This is a genomic window from Streptomyces sp. NPDC005805 (assembly GCF_040630445.1).
Classification (GTDB): Bacteria; Actinomycetota; Actinomycetes; order Streptomycetales; family Streptomycetaceae; genus Streptomyces.
In genome coordinates this window covers 14,339-39,452 of sequence record NZ_JBEXXN010000033.1, presented here as the reverse complement: position 1 = coordinate 39,452, position 25,114 = coordinate 14,339, and the positions used below count along the sequence as shown (strand labels likewise).

Annotated in this window: 22 protein-coding genes; 11 read left to right on the top strand and 11 right to left on the bottom strand. The window is 73.7% G+C overall.

Translation table 11 applies throughout. The features are described 5' to 3' along the window. Positions 1 to 80 precede the first annotated feature (80 nt). Positions 81 to 1,001, top strand: coding sequence for a GNAT family N-acetyltransferase (locus tag ABZ457_RS19250; protein ID WP_359158771.1), 921 nt, complete (start codon positions 81 to 83; stop codon positions 999 to 1,001). Further along, positions 982 to 1,503, top strand: a complete 522-nt coding sequence (locus tag ABZ457_RS19245) for a DUF402 domain-containing protein (protein WP_359158770.1) — start codon at positions 982 to 984, stop codon at positions 1,501 to 1,503. The genes ABZ457_RS19250 and ABZ457_RS19245 overlap by 20 nt, the downstream gene beginning before the upstream one ends. A gap of 59 nt (positions 1,504 to 1,562) precedes the next feature. Here the strand turns inward: ABZ457_RS19245 and ABZ457_RS19240 are convergent, their stop codons facing one another. The 3 genes from ABZ457_RS19240 to ABZ457_RS19230 all read right to left on the bottom strand — a co-directional run bounded on the left by ABZ457_RS19240 (position 1,563) and on the right by ABZ457_RS19230 (position 4,761). Further along, the gene (locus ABZ457_RS19240) at positions 1,563 to 3,095 is read right to left on the bottom strand and encodes a tripartite tricarboxylate transporter permease (RefSeq protein ID WP_359158769.1); all 1,533 of its coding nucleotides are present in this window, start codon (positions 3,093 to 3,095) and stop codon (positions 1,563 to 1,565) included. Between the two features lie 2 nt (positions 3,096 to 3,097). Further along, positions 3,098 to 3,580: a tripartite tricarboxylate transporter TctB family protein gene (locus tag ABZ457_RS19235; RefSeq protein ID WP_359158801.1), complete on the bottom strand. Its 483-nt coding sequence runs from the start codon at positions 3,578 to 3,580 to the stop codon at positions 3,098 to 3,100. A gap of 197 nt (positions 3,581 to 3,777) precedes the next feature. Then, positions 3,778 to 4,761, bottom strand: coding sequence for a tripartite tricarboxylate transporter substrate binding protein (locus ABZ457_RS19230; protein WP_359158768.1), 984 nt, complete (start codon positions 4,759 to 4,761; stop codon positions 3,778 to 3,780). Positions 4,762 to 4,948: 187 nt separating this feature from the next. Between ABZ457_RS19230 and ABZ457_RS19225 the strand changes: the two genes are divergently transcribed. Further along, the gene (locus ABZ457_RS19225; RefSeq protein ID WP_359158767.1) at positions 4,949 to 5,635 is read left to right on the top strand and encodes a response regulator; all 687 of its coding nucleotides are present in this window, start codon (positions 4,949 to 4,951) and stop codon (positions 5,633 to 5,635) included. Between the two features lie 19 nt (positions 5,636 to 5,654). On the opposite strand, the gene ABZ457_RS19220 is transcribed toward ABZ457_RS19225, so the two are convergent. The 5 genes from ABZ457_RS19220 to ABZ457_RS19200 all read right to left on the bottom strand — a co-directional run bounded on the left by ABZ457_RS19220 (position 5,655) and on the right by ABZ457_RS19200 (position 8,951). Next, a complete protein-coding gene (locus tag ABZ457_RS19220; RefSeq protein WP_359158766.1) occupies positions 5,655 to 6,017 on the bottom strand; it encodes a VOC family protein in 363 nt (120 codons plus the stop codon). Positions 6,018 to 6,122: 105 nt separating this feature from the next. Next, a complete protein-coding gene (locus ABZ457_RS19215) occupies positions 6,123 to 6,989 on the bottom strand; it encodes a GNAT family N-acetyltransferase (protein ID WP_359158765.1) in 867 nt (288 codons plus the stop codon). 88 nt (positions 6,990 to 7,077) lie between these two features. Further along, positions 7,078 to 7,242 (bottom strand): hypothetical protein, encoded by a 165-nt coding sequence (locus ABZ457_RS19210; RefSeq protein ID WP_359158764.1) that lies wholly within the window; start codon positions 7,240 to 7,242, stop codon positions 7,078 to 7,080. Continuing rightward, positions 7,239 to 8,363 (bottom strand): radical SAM protein, encoded by a 1,125-nt coding sequence (locus ABZ457_RS19205; RefSeq protein ID WP_359158763.1) that lies wholly within the window; start codon positions 8,361 to 8,363, stop codon positions 7,239 to 7,241. The genes ABZ457_RS19210 and ABZ457_RS19205 overlap by 4 nt, the downstream gene beginning before the upstream one ends. Positions 8,364 to 8,396: 33 nt before the next feature. Then, entirely contained in the window at positions 8,397 to 8,951 is a 555-nt protein-coding gene (locus ABZ457_RS19200) for an ATP-binding protein (RefSeq protein WP_359158762.1), read from the bottom strand. Between the two features lie 180 nt (positions 8,952 to 9,131). Between ABZ457_RS19200 and ABZ457_RS19195 the strand changes: the two genes are divergently transcribed. From ABZ457_RS19195 to ABZ457_RS19185, 3 genes are all read left to right on the top strand, one after another. Next, complete coding sequence (locus ABZ457_RS19195; RefSeq protein WP_359158761.1) at positions 9,132 to 10,409, top strand: hypothetical protein; 1,278 nt, start codon at positions 9,132 to 9,134, stop codon at positions 10,407 to 10,409. After that, entirely contained in the window at positions 10,406 to 10,954 is a 549-nt protein-coding gene (locus tag ABZ457_RS19190; protein WP_359158760.1) for a GNAT family N-acetyltransferase, read from the top strand. The genes ABZ457_RS19195 and ABZ457_RS19190 overlap by 4 nt, the downstream gene beginning before the upstream one ends. A 326-nt stretch (positions 10,955 to 11,280) precedes the next feature. Next, on the top strand, positions 11,281 to 12,348 hold the full coding sequence (locus tag ABZ457_RS19185) for a lytic polysaccharide monooxygenase (RefSeq protein WP_359158759.1): 1,068 nt from the start codon (positions 11,281 to 11,283) through the stop codon (positions 12,346 to 12,348). A gap of 99 nt (positions 12,349 to 12,447) precedes the next feature. Here ABZ457_RS19185 and ABZ457_RS19180 read toward each other — a convergent pair whose 3' ends face one another. Together ABZ457_RS19180 and ABZ457_RS19175 are read right to left on the bottom strand one after the other, a co-directional pair. Beyond that, positions 12,448 to 13,317, bottom strand: coding sequence for an alpha/beta fold hydrolase (locus tag ABZ457_RS19180; RefSeq protein WP_359158758.1), 870 nt, complete (start codon positions 13,315 to 13,317; stop codon positions 12,448 to 12,450). Between the two features lie 251 nt (positions 13,318 to 13,568). Beyond that, on the bottom strand, positions 13,569 to 19,034 hold the full coding sequence (locus ABZ457_RS19175; protein ID WP_359158757.1) for a CHAT domain-containing protein: 5,466 nt from the start codon (positions 19,032 to 19,034) through the stop codon (positions 13,569 to 13,571). A gap of 248 nt (positions 19,035 to 19,282) precedes the next feature. On the opposite strand from ABZ457_RS19175, the gene ABZ457_RS19170 reads away from it, so the two are divergent. The 5 genes from ABZ457_RS19170 to ABZ457_RS19150 all read left to right on the top strand — a co-directional run bounded on the left by ABZ457_RS19170 (position 19,283) and on the right by ABZ457_RS19150 (position 24,549). Beyond that, entirely contained in the window at positions 19,283 to 20,002 is a 720-nt protein-coding gene (locus ABZ457_RS19170) for a DUF3168 domain-containing protein (RefSeq protein ID WP_359158756.1), read from the top strand. A 1-nt stretch (position 20,003) separates the two neighbouring features. After that, on the top strand, positions 20,004 to 20,684 hold the full coding sequence (locus ABZ457_RS19165; RefSeq protein ID WP_359158755.1) for an RES family NAD+ phosphorylase: 681 nt from the start codon (positions 20,004 to 20,006) through the stop codon (positions 20,682 to 20,684). 414 nt (positions 20,685 to 21,098) lie between these two features. Then, the gene (locus ABZ457_RS19160; RefSeq protein WP_359158754.1) at positions 21,099 to 21,776 is read left to right on the top strand and encodes a VWA domain-containing protein; all 678 of its coding nucleotides are present in this window, start codon (positions 21,099 to 21,101) and stop codon (positions 21,774 to 21,776) included. A gap of 84 nt (positions 21,777 to 21,860) precedes the next feature. Beyond that, positions 21,861 to 22,952 carry a protein phosphatase 2C domain-containing protein gene (locus tag ABZ457_RS19155; protein ID WP_359158753.1) on the top strand — a complete coding sequence of 364 codons (1,092 nt, stop codon included), beginning with the start codon at positions 21,861 to 21,863 and terminating at the stop codon, positions 22,950 to 22,952. A gap of 7 nt (positions 22,953 to 22,959) precedes the next feature. Further along, a complete protein-coding gene (locus ABZ457_RS19150) occupies positions 22,960 to 24,549 on the top strand; it encodes a hypothetical protein (protein ID WP_359158752.1) in 1,590 nt (529 codons plus the stop codon). Here ABZ457_RS19150 and ABZ457_RS19145 read toward each other — a convergent pair. After that, positions 24,533 to 25,108 (bottom strand): hypothetical protein, encoded by a 576-nt coding sequence (locus ABZ457_RS19145; RefSeq protein WP_359158751.1) that lies wholly within the window; start codon positions 25,106 to 25,108, stop codon positions 24,533 to 24,535. The two genes, ABZ457_RS19150 and ABZ457_RS19145, sit on opposite strands and share 17 nt — an antisense overlap. Between the last annotated feature and the right edge of the window lie 6 nt (positions 25,109 to 25,114).

Genomic DNA, 25,114 nt, shown 5'->3' with positions numbered 1-25,114 from the left:
CCCACCCTCCTGACCACCTGAATCCGACCACTCCAATATTGGGAGGCGACATGGCGGCGGACCACATAGCCTCCGGCACCATGACTGTTATCGTGCGTGATTTCCGCCCGGAGGACGGCGCCGCCGTGACCCGGGTGCGGCGGGCCGCTCTGCCGTTCGACGTGACCACCCCGGAGTCCCTGGCGTTCAGTGTCCGCACGGCCCACCCCGACAAGAGGTTCCGGCTGCTGGTCGCCGAGGAGGACGGCGAGATCGTCGGTGCGGCCAATGTCGGGGTCGCGTACGAGGCGTCCGAGCCCGGGCTCTCCTTCGCCAACCCGGTCGTGGACCCGGCGCACCGGGGGCGCGGTGCGGGCGGACTGCTGCTGCGCACGGCCGAGGAGCATCTGGCCGCGGCGGGCGCGGTCTCCCTCTTCTCCTGGGTCGAGGACACCCCCGCCTCCCGTGCCTTCGCGGAGAAGCGGGGCTACCGGCCGAGCCGGCCGGCGCACTTCCTGCACCTGGACCTGACCTCCGGCACGCTCCCCGAGCCGCCGGCCCTACCGCCCGGCGCGGAGCTGCGCACCGCCGCCGACTACGAGGACGACCCCCGTCCGATGTTCCTCGCGGACGCGGAGGCCACCTCGGACGAACCCAGCGATGTCGGCGCGGACTTCTCCGACTACGAGGACTGGATCCGGCACACCTGGGAGAACCCGCTCCTGGACCGCACCCTGTCCAGTGTGGTCGTCGTGGACGGCGAGGTGGCCGCGTTCACCGCCGCCCTGACCGACCGGGAGACCCGCTACTGGAGCGGCATGACCGGCACGGCACGCACCCACCGGGGCCGGGGCTACGCCAGGATCGCCAAGAGCGACTCACTCCGCCGGGCGCGCACGGCCGGGCTCACGGACGCGTACACCAGCAACGACGCGGACAACGGGCCGATGCTGGCGGTCAACACCTGGTTCGGCTACCGGGTCTGCGCCTCGGAGGTCCGGTATGTCCGTTCCCTCGTCTGACCCCGGCGCCCGGACCGGGTCCGCCCCCGGTACGGAGGTCGTCCTCGTCAAGGCCGGGGTCACCAAGATCCGCTACCCGGCCGCGGTGGTGCGCGACGACGGCGGGCATCTGGTGCTCCGCGCTCCCTGGGCGGCCCCGGGCGTACGGGACTTCGGCTTCGTGCGCTTCGAGCCGGGCGATGTGTTCACCGAGCACTACTGGCGGGACCGGTGGTACGCGGTGAAGGAGGTGCGCACGGGCGAGGACGTCCTCAAGGGCTGGTACTGCGATGTGACCCGGCCCGCCGTGGTCGGGGGCGGCTCGGTGGTGGTCGAGGACCTGGACCTCGACCTGTGGGTGTCGGCCGACGGCACCGCCGTACTGCGCCTGGACGAGGACGAGTTCGCCGCGAGCGGCCTGCGGGAACGCGACCCGGGCGCGGCGGAGGCGGCCGAGCGGGCCCTCGACGAGCTGGAACGGCAGGCCCGTGCGCCGGGCGGCCTCGCGGCCCTGCTCGGCTGACGCGCGGGTGCGGCCCGGGACCGGGTCCCGGGCCGCACCTGTCACGGGACGCGCGTCCCTCAGGACACCCCCGCCCGCCGGTCCGCGTCCCGGTCCACGCCCCGGTCCGCCCGCCGCCCCGCGAAGAGCCTCCGCAGCAGCGGCCACGCCAGCAGCAGCACCACGATCGCGTACACGGTGACACTGAACGGCGTGTTCACCAGCCCCGTCGCGCTGCCGTCGCTGATCTGGAGGGCACGGCGGAGCTGCTGTTCGGCGGCCGGGCCGAGGATGACGCCGATGACCGCCGGCAGCACGGGGAGCCCGTACCGGCGCATACCGAACCCGATGAGGCCGATGACCAGCAGGATCACCAGGTCCAGCGCCTCCCCGCCGACCGCGTACGCGCCGACCGCGGCGAAGAAGAGGATACCCGCGTACAGATACGGGCGCGGGATGCGCAGCAGCTTCGCCCACAGCGGCGCCAGCGGCAGGTTGAGGGCGAGCAGCAGCACCATGCCCACGAAGAGCGAGGCGATCAGGCCCCACACCAGCTCGGGTTCCCGCTCGAAGAGGAGCGGGCCGGGCTGGATGCCGTACTGCTGGAACGCGGCGAGCATCACGGCGGCGACGGCGGTGGTGGGCAGGCCGAGCGTCAGCATGGAGACCAGCGTCCCGGCGGCGGAGGCGGAGGCCGCCGACTCCGGCCCGGCGACGCCCTCGATCGCGCCGCGCCCGAACTCGTCCTTGTGCTTCGACAGCCGCTTCTCGGTCACGTACGACAGGAAGGTCGGGATCTCCGCGCCGCCCGCCGGGATCGCGCCGAACGGGAAGCCGATGAACGGGCCCCGCAGCCACGCCTTCCAGGTGCGCCGGACATCCGAGCGGGCCAGCCACGGACGGCCGACCGGTATCGCCTCCCCCGCCGTGCGCCGCAGATGGGCCGCGACCCACAGCGCCTCGCCGATCGCGAAGAGCCCGACGGCGACGATGACGACGTCGATGCCGTCCGCGAGTTGCAGGGACCCGAAGGTGAGCCGGGACTGACCGGTCATCTGGTCCAGGCCGACCAGCCCGATGGTGAGGCCGATCAGCAGCGAGGCGAGCCCCCGGATGCGCGAGGAGCCCAGGACCGAGGTCACCGCGATGAACGCCAGCACCATGATGGCCAGGTAGTCGGGCGCGCCGATGCCCACGGCCAGCTCGGCGACGGTCGGGGCGAGCGCCACCAGCAGGATCGTGCCGATCATGCCGCCGGCGAAGTGCCCGATCGCGGCGGCGGCGAGCGCCTGGGAGCCGCGCCCCGTCTTGGCCATCGGGTTGCCTTCGAGCGCGGCGACCACGGCGGCGCTCTCGCCGGGGGTGTTGAGCAGGATGGACGTGGTGGAGCCGCCGAACATCGCGCCGTAGTAGATCCCGGCGAACATGATGAACGCGCCGGTCGGGTCGAGCCCGTAGGTGACGGGCAGCAGCAGCGCCACCGCCATCGCCGGGCCGATCCCGGGCAGGACGCCGATCGCGGTGCCGAGCAGCACGCCGACGGCGGCCCAGAGCAGGTTCATCGGGGTGAGCGCGGTGCCGAACCCGTCGATGAGGGAGTGGAGAGAGTCCATCGCTACAGCACTCCCATCAGCGGGCCGCCCGGCAGGGGCACTCCGAGCAGGTTGTTGAAGACGGCGTAGGTGACGACCGCGAGGACGGCCGCGATCAGCGGGTCGCGGTCGAGCCGCCGGCTGCCGAGGGCGAAGGCCGCGCCCCAGAAGAGCAGGGCGCCGGCGACGGGGAAGCCGACGGGCCCGATGAGCACGGCGAAGCCGAGGAAGACACCGGCGAGGAGCAGGACGGTGCGCCAGTCGCTCGGCTCGTCGAGGTCGATGTCCTCGCCGCCCTCCGACTCCCCGCGTCCGCCGCGGAGCACATCCACGGTGAGCAGGGCGGCGACGAGGAGCAGGCCGAGGCCGACGACGACCGGCACGGTTCGGGGGCCGACGGGCCCGCGCTGGGCGATGTCGACGTCCATGGTGAGCGCGTCCGTGAGGACGAGGACGCCGATGAGGGCCAGCAGCAGGCCGACGCCCAGTTCGGAGTGCTCGCGCAGCCAGGACCGGCGCCGGCCGGCGGGCGGGCCTGCCGAAGCCTCCGGAGTGGGCGCGTGAGCGGGCCCGGGGGCGGTACTGGGCCGGGGCTCGGGGAGGGGCCCGGACTCGGGCTCGGGGGTCGGCCCGGACTCGGGCGCGGGCGTGGGCCCGGACCGGGGCTCGTGAGCGGGCCGGGGGCCGGGCTCGGGGGTCGTCGTCACAGTCCCAGCTCCTTCAGCACCTGGTCCACGCTGCGGTCCTGCTCGGCGAGGAAGTCGCCGAACGCGTCGCCCGCGAGGAACGCGTCGTCCCAGCCGTTCCGCTTCATCGACTCCCGCCACTCCTCCGACTCGTGCAGGGCGGTCACGAGGGCGATGAGCTTGTCGCGCTCGGCGGCGGTGAGGCCGGGCGGGGCGACGATGCCGCGCCAGTTGGTGAACTCGGTGTCCAGGCCCGCCTCGCGCAGGGTGGGCGCGTCGAGGCCGGGCACCCGCTCGGGTCCGGTGACGGCCAGCAGCCGCAGTTCGCCGGAGCGGATCTGGTCGAGGTACTCGCCGACGCCGGAGACCCCGAACGCGACCTTGTCGCCGAGGATCGAGGCGAGGAGTTCGCCGCCGCCGTCGAAGGGGACGTAGTTGACGGACCGGGGGGCGATCCCGGCCGCCTGGGCCATCAGCATGGGCGCCAGGTGGTCGGGACCGCCGGGCGAGGAGCCGCCGCCGACGGGGAGCTTGCCCGGGTTCTTGCGCCAGGCGTCCAGCAGATCGCCGATCGTCCGGTACGGGGAGTCCTTGGAGACGACCACGATGTCCGGCTCCTCGGTGAGCCGGGCGATCGGGGTGGTGTCCGCGAGGGTGCTGGGGGCCTTGTTGGTGTGGACGGCGCCGACGACGCCGAGGCCCATGGACATGGCCAGCTTGCCGTTGCCGCGTTCGCCGACGAGGCGGGAGAGGCCGACGGTGCCGCCGGCGCCGGGCAGGTTGAAGACCTCGACGCCGTGCGTGAGCCCGGCGTCCTCGGCGTTCTTGGCGGCGGTGCGGGCGGTGATGTCGTAGCCGCCGCCGGGGGTGTTGGGGACCATGAAGCGCAGCCCGGGGATCTGCGTGCCGGTGTCGGCCCCGCTGCCCGAGGTGAGCAGCGGGGGCGCGAGGAGCACCAGCAGTGCGGCCCCGAGCAGGGCGATGGGGGTGCGCAAACGCACGGGCACGCCTCTCGTGAGCGATGGGTGGGTGTGAACCTGGGGGTGACCTGGGGGTGCCGGCCGCGGGGAACGCGTCCGCGCGGCCGCCTGTGAGGTGGCCCACATGTTGCCCGCGTGTTAACGAGCTGTCTCTCTTCCGGAATCAACGGACGTTGTGGTCCTTGTGGTCGCGCCCTACCGTGTCGGCGTGACGAACGTGCTGGTGGTGGACGACGACTTCATGGTCGCCAAGCTGCACAGCCGCTATGTGTCCCAGACGGAGGGCTTCACGGTCGTGGGCGTGGCGCACAGCGGCGCGGAGGCGCTGCGCGCGGCCGAGCGGCTGCGGCCCGACCTGGTGCTGCTCGACGTGTACCTGCCGGACATGGACGGCATCGCCGTGCTGCGCGAGCTGCGCGCGGCGGAGGCGGCCGATCCGGGGCGGGTGAGCGCGGACGCCCTGTTCATCACTGCGGCCCGGGACGCGGCGGTGGTGCGTTCCGCGCTGCGGGCCGGGGCGCTGCACTATCTGATCAAGCCGTTCAACCAGGCGGCGCTGCGGGAGCAGCTGCGGCACGTGGCCTCACTGCGGTCGCGGCTGGCGCGGCTGGACGAGGCGCGGCAGGAGGACGTGGACCAGATCTTCGGCACCCGCCCGCCGGGTTCGCGCGAGCTGCCGAAGGGGCTGGCGCCGCACACGGCCGAGCTGGTGGAACGCATCCTGCGGGAGCACCCGGGCGACCTGTCGGCCTCGGAGTGCGCGGAGGCGGGCTCCCTGTCCCGGGTGAGCGCCCGCCGCTACCTGGAGTACTTCGTGGACACGGGCCGTGCGGAGGTCACCCTGCGGTACGGGGGGACGGGGCGTCCGGAGCGGCGCTACCGGCGGGTGGGCTGAGCCACGGCTTCCCCGTCCGTCAGGCAGGGGGCGGCTGGTGCAGCCCGAACGCCGAGCCCTGGTCGTCCTCGCAGATCAGGAACCGTCCGAAGCGGGCGACACTCTCCTCGCCCCCGCTGAGATCCGTCTCGTCGACCCGCCCGCCGAGTTCGCGCACCCGGGCGAGGGCGGCCTCCATGTCGTCCACCCGGAAGAACACATACGGCCGCGCCCCCGGGTCCTCCCCGTGCACCCCGCCGGACGGCCCCTCGGTCCGGATCGCGTACCCCCCGCTCTCGGTCGCCCCGGCCTCGAAGACCCAGCCGAACAGCCCCCCGTAGAAGGCCCGGGCCCGCTCGGGGTCACCCACACCCAACTCGAAGAAGGAGATCTCACCGGCCATGCTGACTCCTGCGCGTCGTTGCGGTCGGGTCCCTTCCACCGTAGGCCGCGGGCCTACGGGGTGCACCCGGCCGGGGCGGCGGTGGCGCCCCGGCCGGGTGCACAGTCACACCGGCTCGACGCGGATGAAGCCGAGGGAGGCCAGCCCTTCGGACCGGCACAGCCGGTCGGAGGGGCCGTCGACCTCGGTCTGGAGGAGTTGGTAGGCGGCGCCGTGGGACTGGCCCCAGTGCATGGCTGCCCGCCACAGGACACGCCCCAGGCCCTGGCCCCGGAACTCGGGCAGGACGGCGAAGTACTGGGGCATGAGCCGGGGGCGCCCGACGGCGTCGGGCTGGATCTCCATGGGGCCGATCGCACCCACGATCCGGCCCCCGACGGCGGCACCGAGAACGGGGCCGCACGGGCCGGCCCGCATGCGAGCGTCCAGAAAGGCCAGGCCGTCACCCGCCATGGTCACGGCGAACGGTGCGAAGGTCTCCTGCACGACGGCCGGCCAGTCGGTGACGGGGCGGACCGGACCGCCAGGGTCGGGGCAGGGGTCGTTGGTGAAGTCCTTCAGCCGGATACGAGTGCCGCGCGGGTGCGCGGTGTCGGGCCCGAGGGGCCGTACGACCCGGGCGCCGACCACGTCATGCGCGGCGGCGAGCTTGGCCGCCAACTCGGCCGCCTCGTCCGCGACACTGTCGCGGACACCGTAGGCGAAGACCCTGACGGTGCCGCGTCCACGCCGGCTCAGGGTGGGAACGAGGGTGCGCTCACGCTCGTGGACCACGTCCTCGCGGAGGACCTTCTCGTCCTTCTCACCACCCCAGCGCCGGTCCTTGTCGTAGGGCAGGAAGCCCCCGGTGACAGCTGCCCGTAGAACGTCCTCGAAGAGGTCGACGCTCAGGGCGTCGGGGTGGACGGGGCCGAGGGTCGGCACGATCGGCGCGGTCAGTACGGGCCGGAGCCAGTCCCAGCGGAAGAACATGAGCGGCACCCTAGCGGTGGGGCGGTCTGGGCTCGGGCCCCGACGCGGGTACGCCGGGGCCTGAAGGAAGTTGACCGGGTCGTATCGGTCAGTGGGGGTTGTCGTCCCCGGCGTCGCAGGAGCACTCCGCGCTCTCCACGATCACGTCGAGGTCCTGGACGGCGGTGATCGACGCGGCCGCGACGGGCGGGGCCGCGCGACGGGCCGAGGCGGGCGGGCCGGGGAGGATGGTCACCGGTACGGGCGGGGTCATGAGGCGGTCTCCTTGTCTCCGTGCTGGCAGTAGCTGTGCAGCGGCGCCTTGGCCTCCTGGTAGTGCTTGGCCAGGGGGCGGCAGACCCGGCAGGTGCCGGACAGGGCGCAGCCTTCGCACCCACCGGTGCGAAGCATGAGGCGGTCGGCGATGGCGCCGAGCCGGGTGAGGCCGTCGATGCCTTCGGCCATCAGGTCGATCCGGTCGTCGCGGCCGACCTTGCAGATCGAGACCTTGGCGTGCGGGTCGGCGTGGAAAAAGGTGTGTCCCGCGTTGCAGCCGGCGAACGGCTTGCGCTGGCGCAGATGGGCGGCGGACTGGGCGAGCAGCGGCTCACCGCCGCCGTAGATGGTGGGCGTCATATTCGTGTACGCGTGGTTCTCGACGTTCCACTCGTCGGCGAGGGCGGCCATCTCGTCGGCCTCGTCAGCGTTGTCCTCGGTCACCACGACGTTGATCCGCAGCGGGAGACCCGCCTCACGGGCGGCGTCCATGCCGCGCCGGAACGCCTTCCACGCCCCGCGGCGCTGGGTGAGCGTGTCGAAGGACTCCTCGCTCGCCCCGTACATGCTCACGACCAGCCGGTACGGCGGGCAGTCCCGGAAGAGCTCAAGGAGGTCCGGCCGCCAGAGCAGCGAGCCGTTGGTGGAGATGGTGAGCATCATCCCGGCCTGCCAGGCGTACCGGTAGGCATCCTGGAAGTGAGGGTCCATGGTGGGTTCGCCACCGGTGATCTGGAGCCAGAGGACACCGGCCTCGCGCATGATGTCCAGCAGCCGCACCTTGTCCTCCCAGCCGAGGCCGGAGAACGGGCGCTCGCCCAGGTAGCAGTGCTTACAGTCGAAGTTGCAGCCGAGGTTGATCTCCCAGGACGCCCGGCAGTAGCCGTACGGGGACGGCTCGCGCACCAGCACCGTGCCCTGCGCGGGCCGGCCGATCAGGTCCAGACCCCACACCTCCGCGGCCGTCTGTACTGCCCAGGAGGGCAACCTCCGGTGGTCGGTGACGGCCTGGCGCAGGACCTCGTAGTCGTCGCCGGGGATACGGGCCCCGGCCCTCGCTCCGGGCTTGAGGAGCAGATGTCCGTCGAGGAACGGGGAGACGATCAGAGCGTGGGCCATCGGTGGCCCTCCTTCCGGATCAGACAGTGGATCTCACCCAGCCCGTTGCAGGTTCCGCAGGTCTTGCCGGACGAGTCGGCGCCGCTGCCGTCGCAGTCCGCGCAGCTCTCGTTGCGAGGAGGAAGAGGGCGCCGCCGGATCACGCGACCACCACCGGTGCGGCCAGCTCGGCGCGCACGGTCTTGCCGCTGCCGTCCGAGTTCGGGAACCAGCCGACACGGGCCCCCAGGGCCGGGCCAGACAGATTCCTCGGCCGGACACCTCGGTCGGGCACGGGGCGACAATCGATCCGAAGCCGGGAAACGCGGGCATCGGGTCGGACACGTCGATCAGGAGGGTTCCGTCCTCCAGCATCGCGAGCCGTACACCGGCCAGGATTCCCGGCTCACCGGCGTGCCTGACCGCGTTGGCGATCAGCTCGGACAGGATCAGGACGACGTCCTCGACATCGCCGGCCCACTGCCACAGGGTGAGCATCCGACGAGCGTGGATACGGGCCAGGGGCACACTGCCCTTCACCATCGAGTATCCAAGGGACCACTCCTGCGCAACAGGAGCCACAGTTTGCGGGTTTTCGATCGAGGCCACCGTCATGGCTCCTCCTCGCCAGCGGTTCAAGCCGCGGTCTCCTCGGACCGCCGCACCCATAGAGAACCGCGGCCCACCAGGCGAGGCACAGGCAATTGCCCCGCCGGGACGCCTCCTGCCAACCGGAAATTTTTACCTGATCAGGTGTCAGGTTCCTGCGCTCAGAGCTACCGTGCCCGCATGACGGGGAACGAGTTACTCGCCGCCAAAATGACATCGGCGGGCCTGAGGCAGCACGAACTCGCCCAGGCGCTGAACGATGAGATCGACACCCTCACCGGCAGGCCCGGCACCCTGCAAGACCGTCACATACGGAACTGGTTGACCGGGAAGACCAGGTGGCCCCAGGCCCGGCAGCGGCGCGCCCTCGAAGCGGTATTCGGTTGCACCGCTCAAGAGCTCGGCTTCATCCCGCCGCCACGCTCCACGACACCGCCCCCAGCATCACCGGAGGAATCTGTGCGGCGACGCACGTTCACCGGCAACGTAGTCGGCCTCGTCGCCGCCACTGCCCTGCCGCCCCTGCCTGCCACGTCGTACCGTCGCATAGGAATGAGCGACACCGAACGTCTCCGTGCGGCCTTCGCCGAACTCGTCCAATCGGACAACGCGACCGGGGGCACCCCTGGTCTGGAGACCCGCGCGGTCGCCTTTGCCCACCACGCGATGGAGCTTCAGGCCGTCGGGTCCGCAAGTCAGCGCGTCCGCGCCCGGCTCTACGAGCTTGCCGCCGCCTTCACCGGAACCGCGCTGTGGGCCGCGGTGGACTCCTGCGAGCCGGAGCGAGCGCAGCGGCACCTCGAACGCGCGATGACCCTGGCCGGGCTGTCCGGCAGCGCCGAGATCACCCTGCGCCTGTGGGGACACGCCGGCATCCTCGCCCGCCAGACCAAGCGGTTCAACGACGCCGTCGCCGCAGCGACGGCCGCACGGGCCTCTGCCGCCTGCCGCCGGGACCCGCTCTTCCGTTCCCTTGCCCACGCGCGTCTCGCCACCGCGTACTCCGGAGCCAAGGAGCCCACCGCCGCCCTGCGGGCTCTCGAACACGCCACCAAGGCATTCGACAGTGCCGACCCCCACGCCGACCGGCCCGTCTGGACGGACTTCTACGACCGGGCGGAACTGCACGGTCTGTCCGCCCTCGTCCATGCGGAAGCCGGTCGTCACGACGAGGCGGAGGCCCACCTTCACCACACGCTGTCCCTGCTGCGCCCCGGCTTCAACCGCAACCGGTCGTACTACCGATCCCAACTCGCGCTGGCTCAACTGCGGCAGAGCGAGGCTGAGCAGGCATGCACGACCGCCCTCTCTGTACTGCCCGCACAACCGGGTGATTCACTGACCGAGCGCACAAGCCGGTTGCTCGCGGAGTTCACGGCAGGGCTGAACTCTGTCGCGCCCAGGGCACGGTGTACGACCGAGTGGATGGACCAGTACCGCCCGAGGAGGCCGCGATGACCGCCGAGATCCGGCACTGCACCGCCGAGCAGCTTCCGGAGATCAGGCAGCACATCCTCGACATCCACGCGGAGGTCCGACACCGGGACTTCGGCCTCACCGGACCGTTCTACGACGTGGAACGCTTCGACGAGCGGCTGTCCACGTACGCCTCACGGTCCGGCTGGAGCGCCGTTCTCGCCACCGAGGACGGGGAGCCCGTCGGGTTCGCCTTCGGCTGCCCGCTTCCCGCCGACACCCGATGGTGGTCCTCGATGATCACCGAACTGCCGGACGGCTATACCGACGAGGACGGCGCCCGTACGGTCGCCCTCAACGAGATCGTCGTCCGCAAGCCGTGGCGGGGGCGCGGCATCGCCTGGCAGATCCACGAGGAGTGGCTGTCACGCCGCACCGAGTCCCGCGTCACCCTCCTGGTCAATCCCGCCAACGGCAACGGTGCCGTCCAGGCCGTGTACGAGGCATGGGGCTACCGGACGATCGGCAAGCAGCAGCCGTTCTCCGACTCCCCCGTTTTCGCCTGCATGACGCGCGAGCTGCGCTGACCCCTTGACCGGGCACGCGCGTGGGGAGCCACCGCACGCGATCGACGGCCGACGCGTGGACCGTCATGGATGGTGAAGCTCTCTGACGTGGGCCCGCTCCCCCTCCGCAGGCGCCTCATCCTCAGTGCCCGCTTAGCCGCGCCTTAATAGGACCATAAGGATCGCCGGATCCCTTCCCCAGCAGGCGATTTCGGGGTTTCGAGGGGCTAGCTTGCTCAGACGTCGGGGCCGGTGGGAACCGTCGGCGCCGTAGTCCCACGGGGGGCCGCGCCGCCGGTTCGTTCCGGTCCCGCCCCCCCCACCCCCGTTCGAAGGAGAACCCCACCATGACCGCTCGCCGCAAGGTCGCCACGGTCGCCGCGCTCGGTCTCGGGCCGCTGGCTCTGGTCTCGCTGGCCACCGCCCCGGCCGCCGCCCACGGTTCGATGACGGACCCGGTCAGCCGGGTGTCCGCGTGCTTCGCCGAGGGGCCGGAGAGTCCGCAGTCGGCGGCGTGCAAGGCGGCGGTCGCGGCCAGCGGCACCCAGGCGTTCTACGACTGGAACGAGGTCAACATCTCCAACGCGGCCGGGAACCACCAGCAGCTCATCCCGGACGGGAAGCTCTGCAGCGCGGGCCGCGAGAAGTACCAGGGGCTCGATCTGCCGCGGGCGGACTGGCCGTCGTCGCCGATGACCGCCGGCAACCGCACCTTCCAGTACAAGGCGACCGCCCCGCACAAGGGCACCTTCGAGCTGTACATCACCAAGGACGGCTACGACCCGACGAAGCCGCTGAAGTGGTCGGACCTGGAGGCGCAGCCGTTCGCCAAGGTGACCGAACCGAAGCTGGAGAACGGCGCGTACGTCTTCGACGGCGTCGTGCCGGACAAGTCCGGCCGCCACCTGGTGTACTCGATCTGGCAGCGCTCGGACTCCCCCGAGGCCTTCTACACCTGTTCCGACGTGGTGTTCGGCCAGGACAGCGGCGGCAGCGGCGGCGGCAGCCCCGCGCCCACCGCCTCCGCCCCCTCCGACGCGGACATCGAGGCCGGTACCGACAAGTCGACCGTGAGCCACGGCGGTCACGGCGGCGACGAGCACGCCGGGCACGACAGCGAGGGCAGCGGTGACGGTGCCGCCGAGAAGCCCGCGAAGGAGGCCGGCGGCAACGCGGCCGAGCCCAAGTCGGCGGAGGAGCCGGCCCCGGCGAACGCCCCCGAGGCGGCCGGCGGGGACGCCGGTACCGCCGCCGCGTCGGACGGCTCCGACGAGAAGCTGGCCGCGACGGGCGGCGACAGCAGCACCACCTATCTGGCCGTCGGCGGTGCGGCGGCCCTCGCGGTGGGCGCCGCGGCGCTGTTCGGCCTCGGCCGGCGCCGGTCCGCGACGGCCGGTGGCCGCCACGGCCGCTGACCGACCGGGCACGGCCCGTCACTGACGCGAGGCCGCCGTACGCTCCCCTGCCCGGGGCGTACGGCGGCCTCGTCCGTTGCCGGAGGGCAGGGTCAGGGGTCAGCCGAGGACCGACAGGCAGGTGGTCGGTTTGGCTTTGGCCGGGTCGAGGGCGTTGGCGACCTCGTGGAAGGCGATCAGATCGAGGGTGCCGATGGCGACGTGCTCCGAGAAGTCGATCGGGCAGAGGTCCTGGAGCAGCACGTTCCGGACGCCCGGGCCATTGAGGAACTGGGAGCGGTAGGGGGTGACCACCTGGTCGTACCGGGTGGCGATGACGGTGTACTTCACCCCGGGGACGGTGTCGCCGCCCGCGTTGAGCCGGGTCATGAACTCCGATCCGGCGACCTGGGCGGCGAGCGCCGGGGTGTGCTCGTTCAGCAGCCCGGCGATGCCGGGGAAGTAGGGCAGCAGCTTGGTGAAGCCGCCGAGGGTGGTGCCGTGGTTGCTGGGCGCGATGCCGACGAGGGCGTTCACCTCGGCCGCTCCGCCGAGGAACTTGAGGTAGTGGCGGGGCATCATGCCGCCCTGGGAGTGGCCGACGATGTCGACCTTGGGGGCGCCGGTGGCGGCCCGGACCCGGTCGACGAAGGCGTCGAGCTGGGCGGCGGATGCCTCGATGGGGCCGAGGCCGTGGAAGAAGGGGACGCCGGGCAGTTGCCCGTAGTCGAGGGAGAAGACGCAGTAGCCGCGCTTCACCAGGTAGGGGGCGAGGACGAGCCAGTTGTCGACCGAGTTCCCGAAGGTTCCGTGGACGAGGACGACGGGGCGGGGATGGGCGGCGGAGGGCTTGCACCGGTAGTCGTTCCAGCCGCTGGCGGGGGCGGCGGCGGTCGGAGCGGCGGTGGCGGTCGCGGTGGGGGTGAGGGCGAGGACGGTTGCCAGCAGCAGGGCGGACAACGGTCTGAGCGCACGTTTCCAGGGCAGCATCGGTCGTTCTCCTTGCGGCTCAAGGGAGTTCGATGACTGTGCTGTGTTCGGTGACTGTGCTGTGGGAGTGGCTTGCCGTGCGCACGACAACTCTGCATTCAACGTACGAGCGGGTAACCGCAACAGGGAAGTTACGTGCCGGTAAAACTTGCCGGTAGGACGGGGAATCCGGGCGGGAGCGACCGGGCGCGCGCCCCGCCCGGTGCGACGGGTCGACGAGGCGCGGCCCGGTACGGCGGGGCGCGCCGGGCTCAGTGGCCGTGGTGCGTGAACGCCGCCCAGATGTACGCCTCGTCCAGCGGCAGTTGCGCCCGCCCCCGCAGCAGGGGCGCCAGGTCGGCCGGCACCACACGGTGCGGATCGGTCATCCAGAGCTGCGCGGCGCGCAGCGCGTCCGCCGGGGAGCCCGCCGCCTCGGGGCAGACGTCCCGCCCGCGCCCGCTGACGTAGTGGTGGAACATGTACATCACCATCGAGGTCCGGCTGTCGTCGGAGACCGCCCACAGGGAGCCGACGACCGACGCCGCGCCCGCGCCCAGGAAGGCCGTGGCGAGGGTGAGTGCCTCGTCGTGGTCGTCCAGCGTCAGGTCGCTGGTGCAGTTGGCCAGTACCAGCAGCCCTCCCGGCGCCCGGGGGTCGCGGCCCTGCGCGGTCCGCTGGATCTCCGCCACCGTCAGGCGCTCGGGAGGGGTGGCCGCCGGGTGCAGCTCCAGGCTGGAGAGGGCCGGTGTGGCGCGCGCCGCCGCATGGCAGTTCACATGGCACACCGCCGCGTTCGGCCCCTCGCCGCCCGGAAGCCGTGCGGCCACCCGCGCCGCGGTGACGGCGTGCTCCGGCGGGGGCGGGCCGCCGGTCCCGTCCGGGGGCAGGCCCAGCACCGTGGCCGCCGGGTAGAGGCGCGCGATCAGCCGTGCTTCGTCGTGCATCGCCCGGGTGCCGCCGGGATCGGCGACGACGAGCTGCGCATCCTCCAGGGGCAGCCGCGGGCGGGTGGCCACCTCGTTGAGCCGGCGGGCGGTCGAGCAGTACGAGATCACCGCACGCGCGCAGGCCGGGACCGCGCCGTCCGCGCCGTCCGGCACCAGGGCGGCGTGCCAGGGCACCGGTCCGAGCAGCCCCACGGGGGACAGCACCAGTCGCGGCGGCCGGTCCGGCCCGGCCGGCAGCACCTTGCCGATCACCGACGTCATGGCCACCTCGCCGGCCCAGGCGCGGACCGGGTCGAGCGCGCGGCGCCACGCCGTGGAGGCGGCGCCGGCCTGCTCCCTGCTCCGCCGGTACAGCTCCCACATCACCGCAGGGGCGTCCTCGGCGGGCACCTCCGCCGGATCCCGCGCCGCCGCGCTGAACCGGCCCAGCGCCTCGGCGTAGGAGGCGGCCGCGCCTCCGGGGTCCGTGCAGAGCCCCGGCAGCGGCACCTGTTCGACCTCCCCGCCGGACGTCACGACGAGGGCGTCCCCGCCGCCGTTCCGGCCGGGGACGAGATACACCAGCGCGTCGTACCCGAGGGCGCGCAGCGCTTGTCCGGTCTCCGCGGGTGCGGGGGCGGAGAGGAGTTGCTGTTCCGCAGGGCCGCCCTCCAGCGCCTGCAGGACCCTCCGCCGCAGACTGTCGGGCAGGGCGGCGGACGCCGCGCCCGCCGGGGCGGCACCACCGGTGGGGTGGTGCCGCCGCCACTCACCGGCGAGGTCCTCGCGCCCCTCCTGCTCCAGGAGTTCGGGCACGGTGGCCGCGACCGTCGCCGCGTTGAGGACGAGCCCCCGGCCGAGTTCCAGGGCGTCGACCGCCTCCTCGACGCGTCCGTCCTCCAGACACCACCGGACGAGGCGCATCATGTCGCCGCCCACCGCACGGGCCGATGTGAGCGCCGCCTCGGTGCCGGCCTGGAGCAGCACCGCCCGCCCGTGCGCGGCCAGTACGGACTTGCCCGCCGCGCGCGACTGTGTGCGGTGGTCCGCGTCCCGTGGGCCCCGGGCCCGCAGGGCACCCGCGAGGGCCCGGGCGAGCAGCACGGTGAACGGGTCCCCGGGCCGCGAGTTCACCGCCGCCCTCGCCTCCTGGAGCAGGGACACCGCGCGCCGGAGGTCCGCCGGGTCGTGCGCCAGCCGGTGCCGGACCATGAGCAGATGCGCCAGGCCGTACTGGCAGCGTGCCCGGGCGCCGTGGAAGCTCTGGCCCGCCTCGTCCAGCCCTCGGGTCAGCAGGGCGATGCCGCGGTCGAGCCCGGAGAGCGCGCGCGGGGCGGTGCCGGGTGGTCCCGCTACGGGCGGGGCGGTGCCGGGCGGACCCGGCGCGCGTTCGCCCGCGCCGGGCGGGTGGCCCCGGCCTGCGGCGCCTCCCTCCGGGAGGTCGAGCAGCTCCGCGTGGGCGGACAGTACGCCGGCCGCCCGGAGCAGCAGCGGTGCGCGGTGGGCGCTGCCGGGCGGGCAGGACTCGGCCGCCCGCAGGATGTCGTCCAGCGCCGCCCGCAGGTCCTCGGTCCGGCCGGCCGCCGCGGCCCGGGCGGCGCGGAGCTGCGCTTCTTCGGCGGTCGTCGCAGGGCGGAGGGGGTGGGTGCCGGGGAGGGCGCCGGCGGCCTCGGCGAGGAGGCGGCCGATCCGCCGGGTCTCCTCCTCGCCGTCCGTCCCGCCGTTGTGGTGCCGGACCGCCGCGAGGCGCAGGAGGGCGGCGAAGGCGAGCAGTTCGGCGGAGTAGCCGTCCGGCGGGGACTCGGACCGGGGACCGGGCCCGGACTCCGGCCAGGGCCCGGACCGGCGCTCGGGCTCGGCTCGTGGCTCGGGCTCGGGCCGCAGCAGTCCGGCGGGCAGCGCCCCGTCGTCGTGGTGGGCACGGGCCAGCAGCACGGTGAGTCCGGGACAGGGCACCCGGGGGTCGTGGCGGTCCCGCAGTCCTTCCGTGATCCGGCGGGCCGCCGAGAGGTCCAGCAGGTCACCGAGGAGCAGATAGCGGTCGCGCAGCAGGCCGGCCAGGAACAGGGCCAGCCGGTCGGCGAGAGCGCGGGGTTCCTCCCCCGCGAGGGTGCACGCCCGTTCGGCGAGGGCGATGGCCTCCTCCAGGTCCGAGGTCTCGCTCTCGTGCAGCCAGCGCCGGTGCAGGGCGAGGGCCCGAACCGCCGTCGCCGCGGCGGACGCCGGGGCGTCGTCGGCGCCCACGACCTCCAGGACGCGTCCGACCGGCAGCGTGAAGGGGTAGGGCCGCCCGTCGCCCGGGAGCACCGCGGCGGCGGACGACACGATGTCGTCGGCGGAGTCGTACCGCTCAAGAGACTCGCACCGCTCGGGAGCCCCGGGCGGGCCGTACCGCTCCGCGTCGCCGGAGCCGCCGGGGGCGGCACCCCCGGTGCTTCCGTCGCGCGGGGCCGGCACCCGGCCCGTCCCGGTGACCACGCCCAGAAGCCGTCGCAGCAGCCCCGTGCCGTCCACCGGTCCCGGGCCCCCGAGCGAGGCGACGAGATCGCTGTCCGGCGGCATGTACGCGTGTCCCGCCCTCAACAGGGCCTCGGAGGCGGCCACTTCGGCGGGCCCGGCGTCCGCGCGTCCGCCCGGCCCGGCGCCGAGCGCTCCGGCCGCCAGCAGCAGGAACCCCTTCAGCGGCGCCTCGTCGGCGTCGGCGTGCTCCGACGCCCCGAGAAGGCGGTCGCTCCAGTACCGGCAGGTCGCCTCGTCGAACTGCTCCGGCGCGCGCAGGTACTCGACCAGCAGCAGCAACAACTCGTACGCGGGGACGGGCAGTTCCCTGCTCCCGGTCACCGTCCTGAGCAGGTAGTGCAGGGTCTGGACGTCGTCCTCGACACTGGGGTGCCGTGAGATGTCGGGAACCTGCGGCGGGCCGGCCCCGGCGGGCGGCTCGGCGGTGAAGGGGGCGCTGGTCCAGATGCTGTTGGCGAGCGCTCCGATGAACAGGTCCTCGAAGTCCTCGGAGCGCAGTTCGCTGCCCGCCGGAGCCCGGTCGAACACGATCCGGAACCACCGCACGGCCTCCCGCACCCGCCCGGTGTCACGGGCGGGCAGACCGACGACGTAGCCGATCAGCAGGCTGACCGCGAGTGCGCACGCCGCCGCCTCGTAGAGGTCGTCGTCGTAGCCGTGCAGTCCGACACCGGTCCGCAGCAGCTCGATCGCTCGCTCGTTGTCCGCCCGCAGCCCGGGGACGTTCGCCGCGAGGGCGATGCCCGGCTCCGTCCGCTGCGGTGTCATGGCCCGCAGGAGGAGAGGGGTCAGGTGGGGACCGGCACGGCGCCGCGTCCGCTCGAAGAGGGCCAGGGCCAGGCGGATGCAGACGCCGCCGCGGTCCGGGTCGTCGGGCGGCACCAGGCCGATCAGCTCTTCGCCGCGGCGCACGATCAGATCGAGGTCCGCGTCGGTCGGATCGGCCTGCGGGAGCATGCTCGACGTGGCGACGAAGGCCATGAGCAGAGGGAAACGCTCCCCGGCCCGCTCCTCGGGGGTGCCGTACGCGGCTTCGTGACCGGGGCCGGCGCCCTGTTCCGCGCGGTCGAGCTCGTCGAGTGCCAGCCGGAAGTGGAGCCAGGCCTCGCGGATGTCGGCGGCGGGTGCGGGGAACGCGGAGTACGGTGCGCTCTTGTGGCGTTCGGCCCGGTCGTGGAGGAGGAGCGCCAGGTCCATGCGGTGGGCGCGGGCCTCCTGGGGGACGGTCCCGGGATGGTCCAGGGCACGCAGGTACCACTCCGTCAGAGTGCGCTCGGTGTCCGGTCCGGGGTGGTGGTCGTGGAGGTGGCGGGCGAGCAGCACGGAGAGCGCGGTCGTCTCGCCGCCGATCTCGTCGGCCCACCCGGTCATCGGTTCCAGGAGGCGCAGCGCCTCCACCGGGTCCCCGGTGCCGTGCAGGTTCGTGCCGGTGCCGTACGGTCCCGGGCCGGTGCCGCGGGTACTGCCGGGAACGCGGGCGCCGTCGGGAGCGCAGGCGTCGTCGGGAACGCGGGCGTCGTCGGGAACGCAGGCGTCGTCGTGCCGGGCGAAGAGGAGCACGGCGAGCCGGTAGCGGGCCTCGGGCTCGGCGTCTCCGGGCGCGGCGCACACGGTACGGAGCACCTCGACGGCGGCGTCCCGGTCGGCGGCGCCGTCCGGGGTGGCCGGCCCGAGGAGGCCGGAGCGGTCCGCGAGGGCGAGCCCCAGGCAGGTGAGCGCCGAGGGGAGGTCGTGCAGGAGCGCCGCGTCACGGCCGTCCACCAGCGGGGTCAGCAGTGCCACGGCACGGTCGAGGTCGTGCCGCTGCGCCGACGGCCGGCCGCGGCTGCGGCGCAGCAGTTCCAGGGCCAGTTCGCACCGGCCCTCGGCGACCGTGGCCGGTGTCCACCACGGGGGCTCCTGCGGGCCCGACCGCACACCGGGGCCGTCGAAGGGCGCGAGCGCTCTCTCGTAGAGGCGGACGGCGGTGTCCCGGACCGCCGGGTCCCCGGTGAGTTCGCCTTCGAACTGCGCGGCCCGGGCGGCCGTCAGACACGCCCAGTGGTACGCGGCCGCACCGGCGGGGCACCGGTCGCGCAGCTGTTCCAGCGTGCTCCGGATCCGCCGGGCCTCCAGGGCGAGGAGTTCGGCGGGCGCGGTGCCGGCCCGTTCCGTGGCACGGATCAGCAGCAGCTCCGCCAGGTCGGTCTCGGCGGCCCAGCGCTGCGGGGAGCCGGGCGGCAGCCCGGCCGCTCCGGCGCGGAGACGGGCGATGTCCGCGTCGATCCCCTCGTGCGCCTCTTCCGTCACCGGGCGGCTCCCCGGCGCGGCACGGCATCGGCGGCAGTGCTCACGCCCATTTCTCCCCCACTCCCCGCCACCGCCCGCGAGGCGGAAATCAGCGGTCCCCGGTTCGCATTCCCCGCGATTCTGCACCGCCGGGCCGGGGGCGGGCAATGCCTTGTTCCACCGGGATCGCTTTTCCGTGTTTTCCCGTACGCTCGCCACGGAACTCGACGGCCGGCCACGGGGCGGGCGGAGAACCTGGGGGAAAGAGAATGGACGATGTCGACCTCTCGATTCTCGCGGAGCTGGAATCGAATCCCGATCGCATAGCCGAACGACTGAGCGAAGCCGACCGGGTCCGGCTCGGCCTGCTGCTGGATCTCCTCGCCGACGCCGGGGACGAGGAGAGCCTGCTGACCGTCGGACAGGCGGTGGCCTCCTACCTCCGCGCCCGGCTCCCCGCCGACGACCCGCTGCTCCAGCACTGGCGCTCGGCGGGACCGGGCCGGTCCGGGGCCCCCGTACTGCTGCGGCGGGTGGCGGCACGCCACGGGAGCCGGCCGCCCGGCCGCCCCGGCCCCCGGCGGGGCGGCGCGCCCCGGGCCGGGACCGCGGGCTCCCCCGGCGGCCGGCCCCCGGCGGCGGCCGGCTGGGACCGGATCCGGCAGCGCCTGCTGTCGGCGCCCTCCCTCAGCGAGTCGCAGGTCAGGGACCTTCTGCGGCAGGACCCCCGGCAACCGCACCTCATCAGGCTGACCCGTGAGGACGGCGAGGTGCGGCTGCCGTCGTTCCAGTTCCGCAAGGACGGCCCGGTACCGCTGGTCCTCGCGATCAACCGGGTGCTCCGGGCCTCCGAGGACCCCTGGGGAGCCGCCGACTGGTGGCTCGGCCGGAACCACTGGTTCGAGTCCGCGCCGGCCGAGGAGGTCCTCGACGAGGACGCGGCCGACGCACTGATGGCGGCGGCCCTGGCCGTCGGGGAGGGGGACTGAGATGCCGCGTCCGGCGAAACTCCCGGAGAAGCTCGCGGGCACGCCGCACCGCGTGACCCTGCCGGCCGGGACGGTGCTCCACCGGGTGCACCGCAGAACCCGCCCCGCGGGGTCCTTCAACCCGACACCGGTCGACCACCACTTCGGCGGGACCCGCTTCGACAGCACGCACAACGACCGCTACTCCTACCTGTACGCGGCGCCCGACGCGGAGACCGCGCTCGTGGAGAGCCTGCTGAAGGAGCTCCCGGTCGACGACGGGGAGCCCCGTGTGGTCTCGCTCGCCGCTCTGGCGGAGAGGCGCCTGTCCCGGCTGGAGCTGCTGACCGACGCCACCCTGCTCTCGCTGCTCGACCGCCGGGCCACGAGCGCCGTCAACCAGGGCACCTGGCTCGTCCAGGCGGAATCGCCCGACTATCCCTTCACCCGCCGCTGGGGGCACTGGCTGCGCAAGGAGGCCGACTGGGCCCAGGGCCTGGTGTGGACGTCCAAGCAGAACCATCCGGCCCCGACGCTGGTCCTGTTCGGCGACCGCTTCGGCCCCCTGCTGGGCGAGAAGGTCAACAAGGTCCTGCGCCCGGTACCGGGGTCCGGGATCGACCTCGACGACAGCGCGGGCCGGCGCTGGCTGGACGGGGTGCTCTCCGAGTACTGCGCCCGGGTCGGCAGCCCGCCGGACTGACCCGCCCCCGGACCCCCGCGCCTCCCCCGGCCCCGCCCCGGCTCCGTCGGGCTCCCCCCGGACCCGTCGGGCCTCCCCCGGGACCCGCCGGACCGGGCGGGCCCGGTCGGGCCGCGGTCCCGCCGGCCGGGTGGGACCGGGGCACGAGCCGGGCGCCGCCCGGGCGCGTCCGGGGCGCGGTCCGGGAATTGCCGGGGAATCGGGAAGAACCCACGAAAGCTGCCGCGCGTTCGTGCATAGTTGTCCCAGCACTCAGAAATCCGGTGCCGCGCACAAGCCGAAAACCGGCCCTTCAAGGGCTTCCGGTCACCGGGCTGCGCAATTCACTCAGGCGCCTCCGCCCGCCCCGGCGGGGAGATTCCGCCATCCCTTTTCCAGGAATCTTTCGGCGCCCACACGGAACGGAAATGAACCATGCCGGCATTCGCCGAGTCGGAACGCCCTGCCATTTTCCCCGTATGCCTGCTCGTCGATGTCTCCGGCTCCATGTCGGGGCGGCCGATGGCGGCGATGAACCAGGCCCTGCCCGCGATGCGGCAGGCCGTCCTCGACGACCCGACGACCGGCGAGATCGCCCGCATAGCGATGGTGACCTTCTCCGACACCGGCTCCTGCGTCCTCCCCCTGTGCGACATGGCCCACGCCGAGATGCCCACCCTGTCCCCGCAGGGCGGCACCAACTTCGCCGAGGGGTTCCGGGCCGCGCGGGCGGCGCTCGTGGACGGCATCAGCGGCCTCGGCAGGGGGACCCGGTACCACCGGCCCGTCGTCTTCTTCCTCAGCGACGGACAGCACAACGGCCCCGGCTGGCAGGCGGACTTCGACCGGCTGCGCAGCAGGGAGGACAAGTTCGGGGCCGAGGTCGTCAGCTTCGGCTTCGGCCAGGCCAACCGGGAGGTGATCGCCCAGGTGTCGACCGCCCACGCCTTCTACGCGGACGACATGGAGCCGGCCGTGGCGGTGAAGGAGATCCTGCACACGGTCCTGATGAGCATCAAGACCACGTCCGGCTCGTTCCAGGCGGGGGGCGCCGCGGGGCTGAGCGTTCCCGCGTCGACGGGTCTGACCCCGCTGCCGGTCCTCTCCGCCTGACGGCCGGCCGTGTTCCCCTTCAAGTCCCGTTTCCGCGGCAAGACGCAGGCCCGGGCATCCGCGCCCGAGCCGGCGGTGCCGACCGTGCCCGGGCCGACCGTGCCCGGGCCATCGGCCGGGCCCACCGGGAGTGACCGTCCGCCGTCCGGCCGGGAGCCCGCCACCCCGGCGGTCCCCGGGCCCACCGGGAGCGACCGTCCGCCGGCCTCCCCGGCCGGGGGAACCGGGGAAGCCGGCGAAGCCGGTTCCCGCCACGCCGAACTCCCCACGGACGCACCCCGAGTCGGCCGGCTCGCGCCGCTGCCGCCGCCCCGTCTCACCGGCGAGACCACCGGCCTGCCGAGCCTGCGGGCGGACGGCGGACTGCTGCACGGCTGCTGGGTCGCGGCGGCCAGCATCACGGGCACCTCCCATCTGCTGCACGGCACCACGGGCCAGGACGTCTACCGGTACGCCGTCGCGCACGACGGTTCCGGCCTGGTCCTCGTCGTCTGCGACGGCCTCGGCTCCCGGCCGTCCACCGCGCAGCGGGGGGCGGCCCTGCTCGCCGCCGCCCTGTGCGAGGAGGCCGCGCATCTCACCGGCGCCCGGATGGCGCTCGATCCGCGGGAGGCGCTGCTCGGCGTGCTCGTCGCCGCGAACGACTCCGTCAGGCGCCACCGCGCGGCGGCGCTGCGGGAACTCACCGATTCCGACCTCGCGGCCACGGTCGCCCTGTGCTGGCTCCCGCTCCCCGGCCCGGAGCCCGGGCAGGACCCGAACGGGACCTGCGAGCCGGGCGCCGGCCGCTCCCCCGGCCATGCGGGCGGACACGTGGTACGGGTCGGCGACTGCCACGCGTTCACCCTGACGGACGGCGTCTACGCGAACCTGTTCCCGGTCGAGGAAGGCCCGGCCAACCTCGTCTCGGGGCAGCTGCCGAGCGCCGACGTGCTCCCCCTGGCCGAGTACGCCGCGTTCCCGACGGGCGGGACGGCGACCGTGATCCTGGCGACGGACGGGCTGGCGGGCGATCTGTTCGACTCGCCGTCGGTGCGGGACTGGCTGGCGGAGCGCTGGGCGGTCCCCTGCGGCGGCGCCCGGATGCTCGACTCGCTGCGCTACCGCAGGGCGGGCTCGCACGACGACCGCACGGCACTCGTCGCCTGGCCGCCGCGGACCGACGGGACCGGGTGAGGCCCTGATGGCGCGCGAGGTCTTCGGGCGGACAGGACTCCGCTACTCCGTGGAGGACTCCGTACTGAACAGCGGCGGCCAGGCCCGTCTCTACCGCTGCCGGGACGGGGCGGGCCGCACCCGGGTGTTCAAGGAGTACCTGAGACCGCTGACGGCCGGTGCGGACCTCGACCAGCTGAAGCGCGTCCAGGCCAAGGGCACCGACATCGTCAGACAGGCCGAGGCCGCGGGGCGGCTCGCGGAGACCGCGGCCTCGTCGGTGAACTGGCCGATCGACATCGTGCCGGCCGGCAACGGGGTCGCCGGGGTCGTCCTGCCGCTGATCCCCGGCGACTTCATGCGCGCGGGCGGCGGCCCCAACACCCTCGACTTCCTGTCCCTGGCCCGTGTGAACCCACCGCGGGCGGAGATCCGCGTCAGTGTGCTGCTGCGGGTGTGCGACATCTTCGCCTTCCTGGACGACGAGCGCCTGCTGCACGGCGATGTCTCGGCCAAGAACCTCGTCTGGCGCTCCTCCCCCGCCGCCCACGCCTATCTGATCGACAGCGACGGCCTGCGCGCCTTCGCCCCCGCGCCCGTCCACGGTGTCTGCACCCCCGGCTGGGAGGACCCGCGCCTGGAGGCCGGGCGCATCCGCGCGCACGACCGGTACAGCGACCGCTTCGCGCTGGCGGTCGCCCTGTACAAGGGGCTCTTCCTCAACCCGGGCGCACCCCGTTTCGACAACGGCCGCTGGTCCGGCGCGTCCGGTTTCCCCTCCGGACTGGACGGGAGGCTGCGCGAGCTGTTCCGCAGAGCACTCGACGACCCGCTCGCCACGGACGGCCGGCCGGGGGCCGGCGAGTGGCGGGACGCCCTGACCGCCGTGTTCCTGGCCGGCAGCGGGTTCCACGACCGTCCGATCCGGGTCCTCGACACCTATGCGCAGCAGTTCCGGGACGAGTTCGCCCGCGTGGTCGGCCCGGGTGGTCGGCCCGGCGGCGGTGTGCCCGGCGGCCGGGCGGTGAGCCCCGCCGTCGTACGGCGGCCGGGCGCCCGCCTCCCCGTGGGGGCCGCGGCGAGGGGAACTCCCGGAGGCCCGGCGGCCCGGCCGACACCCCCGGCTCCGGCTCCGGCACCGGCCGCCGCCCGCAACCAGCGCACCGCGCCCTGGGCATGGGCGCTGTCCCTCGTCGCACTCGTGGTCGTGGGCGGTCTCGTCCTGCAGTTCGCCGGCCGGGAGGAGGCCGACCGGAGCCGGACGTTCTCGGAGGGGTCCGCCGCCCGGGAGTGCCCTTCGGAGGTGACCTCGGGCATGCCCGTGGGGAGCCGGTCGGACGCGGTCATGCTCCACCGCTATCGCACCAGCCGGCACGAGATCGTCGTCTGCCGCACCGCGGACGAGGAGCTCTACTACCACGGAGCGCTCCGGAACCGGCCGGACGCGAAGACCATGACGGTCCCGGCGACGGAGACCGGCACCGGTTACCGGGCGGCGAACGGCGACTACCTGTACGAGATCGACGGGGACGAGGTGCGGGTCACCCTGCCCTCCGGGTCGACGCGTTCCTACGAGCTGACCGAGGTCACCGGCCCGGACTTCACCGACCCGGGCTGAGGAGGCCCTGCCGCTCACGGTCCAGATCCGCCCTCAACAGCGTCCGCAGCTCGCCGAGTTCGTCCCAGAGCTCCGCGACCAGGAGGCGGGCGGACCCGACCGTGTCACCGGTCCGGGCGTTCCCGTGCACGATCCGCATCAGGGTGCCGTAGACCGCGTTCAGCGAGCGGTTGAGCGCGCGGGTGCGGAGCAGCAGCGGGGTGGTGAGGGACAGCTGGACCTCCGCGTAGCAGGTGCGGTAGGCGGTGCGGGCGGCGTTCAGCTGCCCGGCCGCGTCGTCGACCGCCCCGGGCGCGCGGTGTCCGGGGGCCCGGCGGAGGACGTGTGCGAGGTCGGAGAGCAGGGTGAGGTACTGGCGGGCCGAGGTGTTGAGCGCCGTGTACTGGGTCTGGCGCGTGTGGAGTCGTTCGTGGCGCTCCTGGAGCCGTCGTTCCGCCGCGAGGCGGCGTTCCTCGGCCAGCCGCTCCTCCCGCCGCGCCCGGTCGGCCCTGTTCTGTACGAGCAGGGCGGTCGCCGCCGTCATCCCGGCGCCGACCGCCGTCACCAGAAGCCCCGTCACCGTGGC

Excerpts from the sequence above, each read along its gene's own strand:
- ABZ457_RS19250 (WP_359158771.1), top strand. The coding sequence starts at position 81 with ATGACTGTTATCGTGCGTGATTTCCGCCCGGAGGACGGCGCCGCCGTG.
- ABZ457_RS19245 (WP_359158770.1), top strand. The coding sequence starts at position 982 with ATGTCCGTTCCCTCGTCTGACCCCGGCGCCCGGACCGGGTCCGCCCCC.
- ABZ457_RS19240 (WP_359158769.1), bottom strand. The coding sequence starts at position 3,095 with ATGGACTCTCTCCACTCCCTCATCGACGGGTTCGGCACCGCGCTCACC.
- ABZ457_RS19220 (WP_359158766.1), bottom strand. The coding sequence starts at position 6,017 with ATGGCCGGTGAGATCTCCTTCTTCGAGTTGGGTGTGGGTGACCCCGAG.
- ABZ457_RS19215 (WP_359158765.1), bottom strand. The coding sequence starts at position 6,989 with ATGTTCTTCCGCTGGGACTGGCTCCGGCCCGTACTGACCGCGCCGATC.
- ABZ457_RS19210 (WP_359158764.1), bottom strand. The coding sequence starts at position 7,242 with ATGACCCCGCCCGTACCGGTGACCATCCTCCCCGGCCCGCCCGCCTCG.
- ABZ457_RS19205 (WP_359158763.1), bottom strand. The coding sequence starts at position 8,363 with ATGGCCCACGCTCTGATCGTCTCCCCGTTCCTCGACGGACATCTGCTC.
- ABZ457_RS19195 (WP_359158761.1), top strand. The coding sequence starts at position 9,132 with ATGACGGGGAACGAGTTACTCGCCGCCAAAATGACATCGGCGGGCCTG.
- ABZ457_RS19190 (WP_359158760.1), top strand. The coding sequence starts at position 10,406 with ATGACCGCCGAGATCCGGCACTGCACCGCCGAGCAGCTTCCGGAGATC.
- ABZ457_RS19185 (WP_359158759.1), top strand. The coding sequence starts at position 11,281 with ATGACCGCTCGCCGCAAGGTCGCCACGGTCGCCGCGCTCGGTCTCGGG.
- ABZ457_RS19180 (WP_359158758.1), bottom strand. The coding sequence starts at position 13,317 with ATGCTGCCCTGGAAACGTGCGCTCAGACCGTTGTCCGCCCTGCTGCTG.
- ABZ457_RS19170 (WP_359158756.1), top strand. The coding sequence starts at position 19,283 with ATGGACGATGTCGACCTCTCGATTCTCGCGGAGCTGGAATCGAATCCC.
- ABZ457_RS19165 (WP_359158755.1), top strand. The coding sequence starts at position 20,004 with ATGCCGCGTCCGGCGAAACTCCCGGAGAAGCTCGCGGGCACGCCGCAC.
- ABZ457_RS19160 (WP_359158754.1), top strand. The coding sequence starts at position 21,099 with ATGCCGGCATTCGCCGAGTCGGAACGCCCTGCCATTTTCCCCGTATGC.
- ABZ457_RS19150 (WP_359158752.1), top strand. The coding sequence starts at position 22,960 with ATGGCGCGCGAGGTCTTCGGGCGGACAGGACTCCGCTACTCCGTGGAG.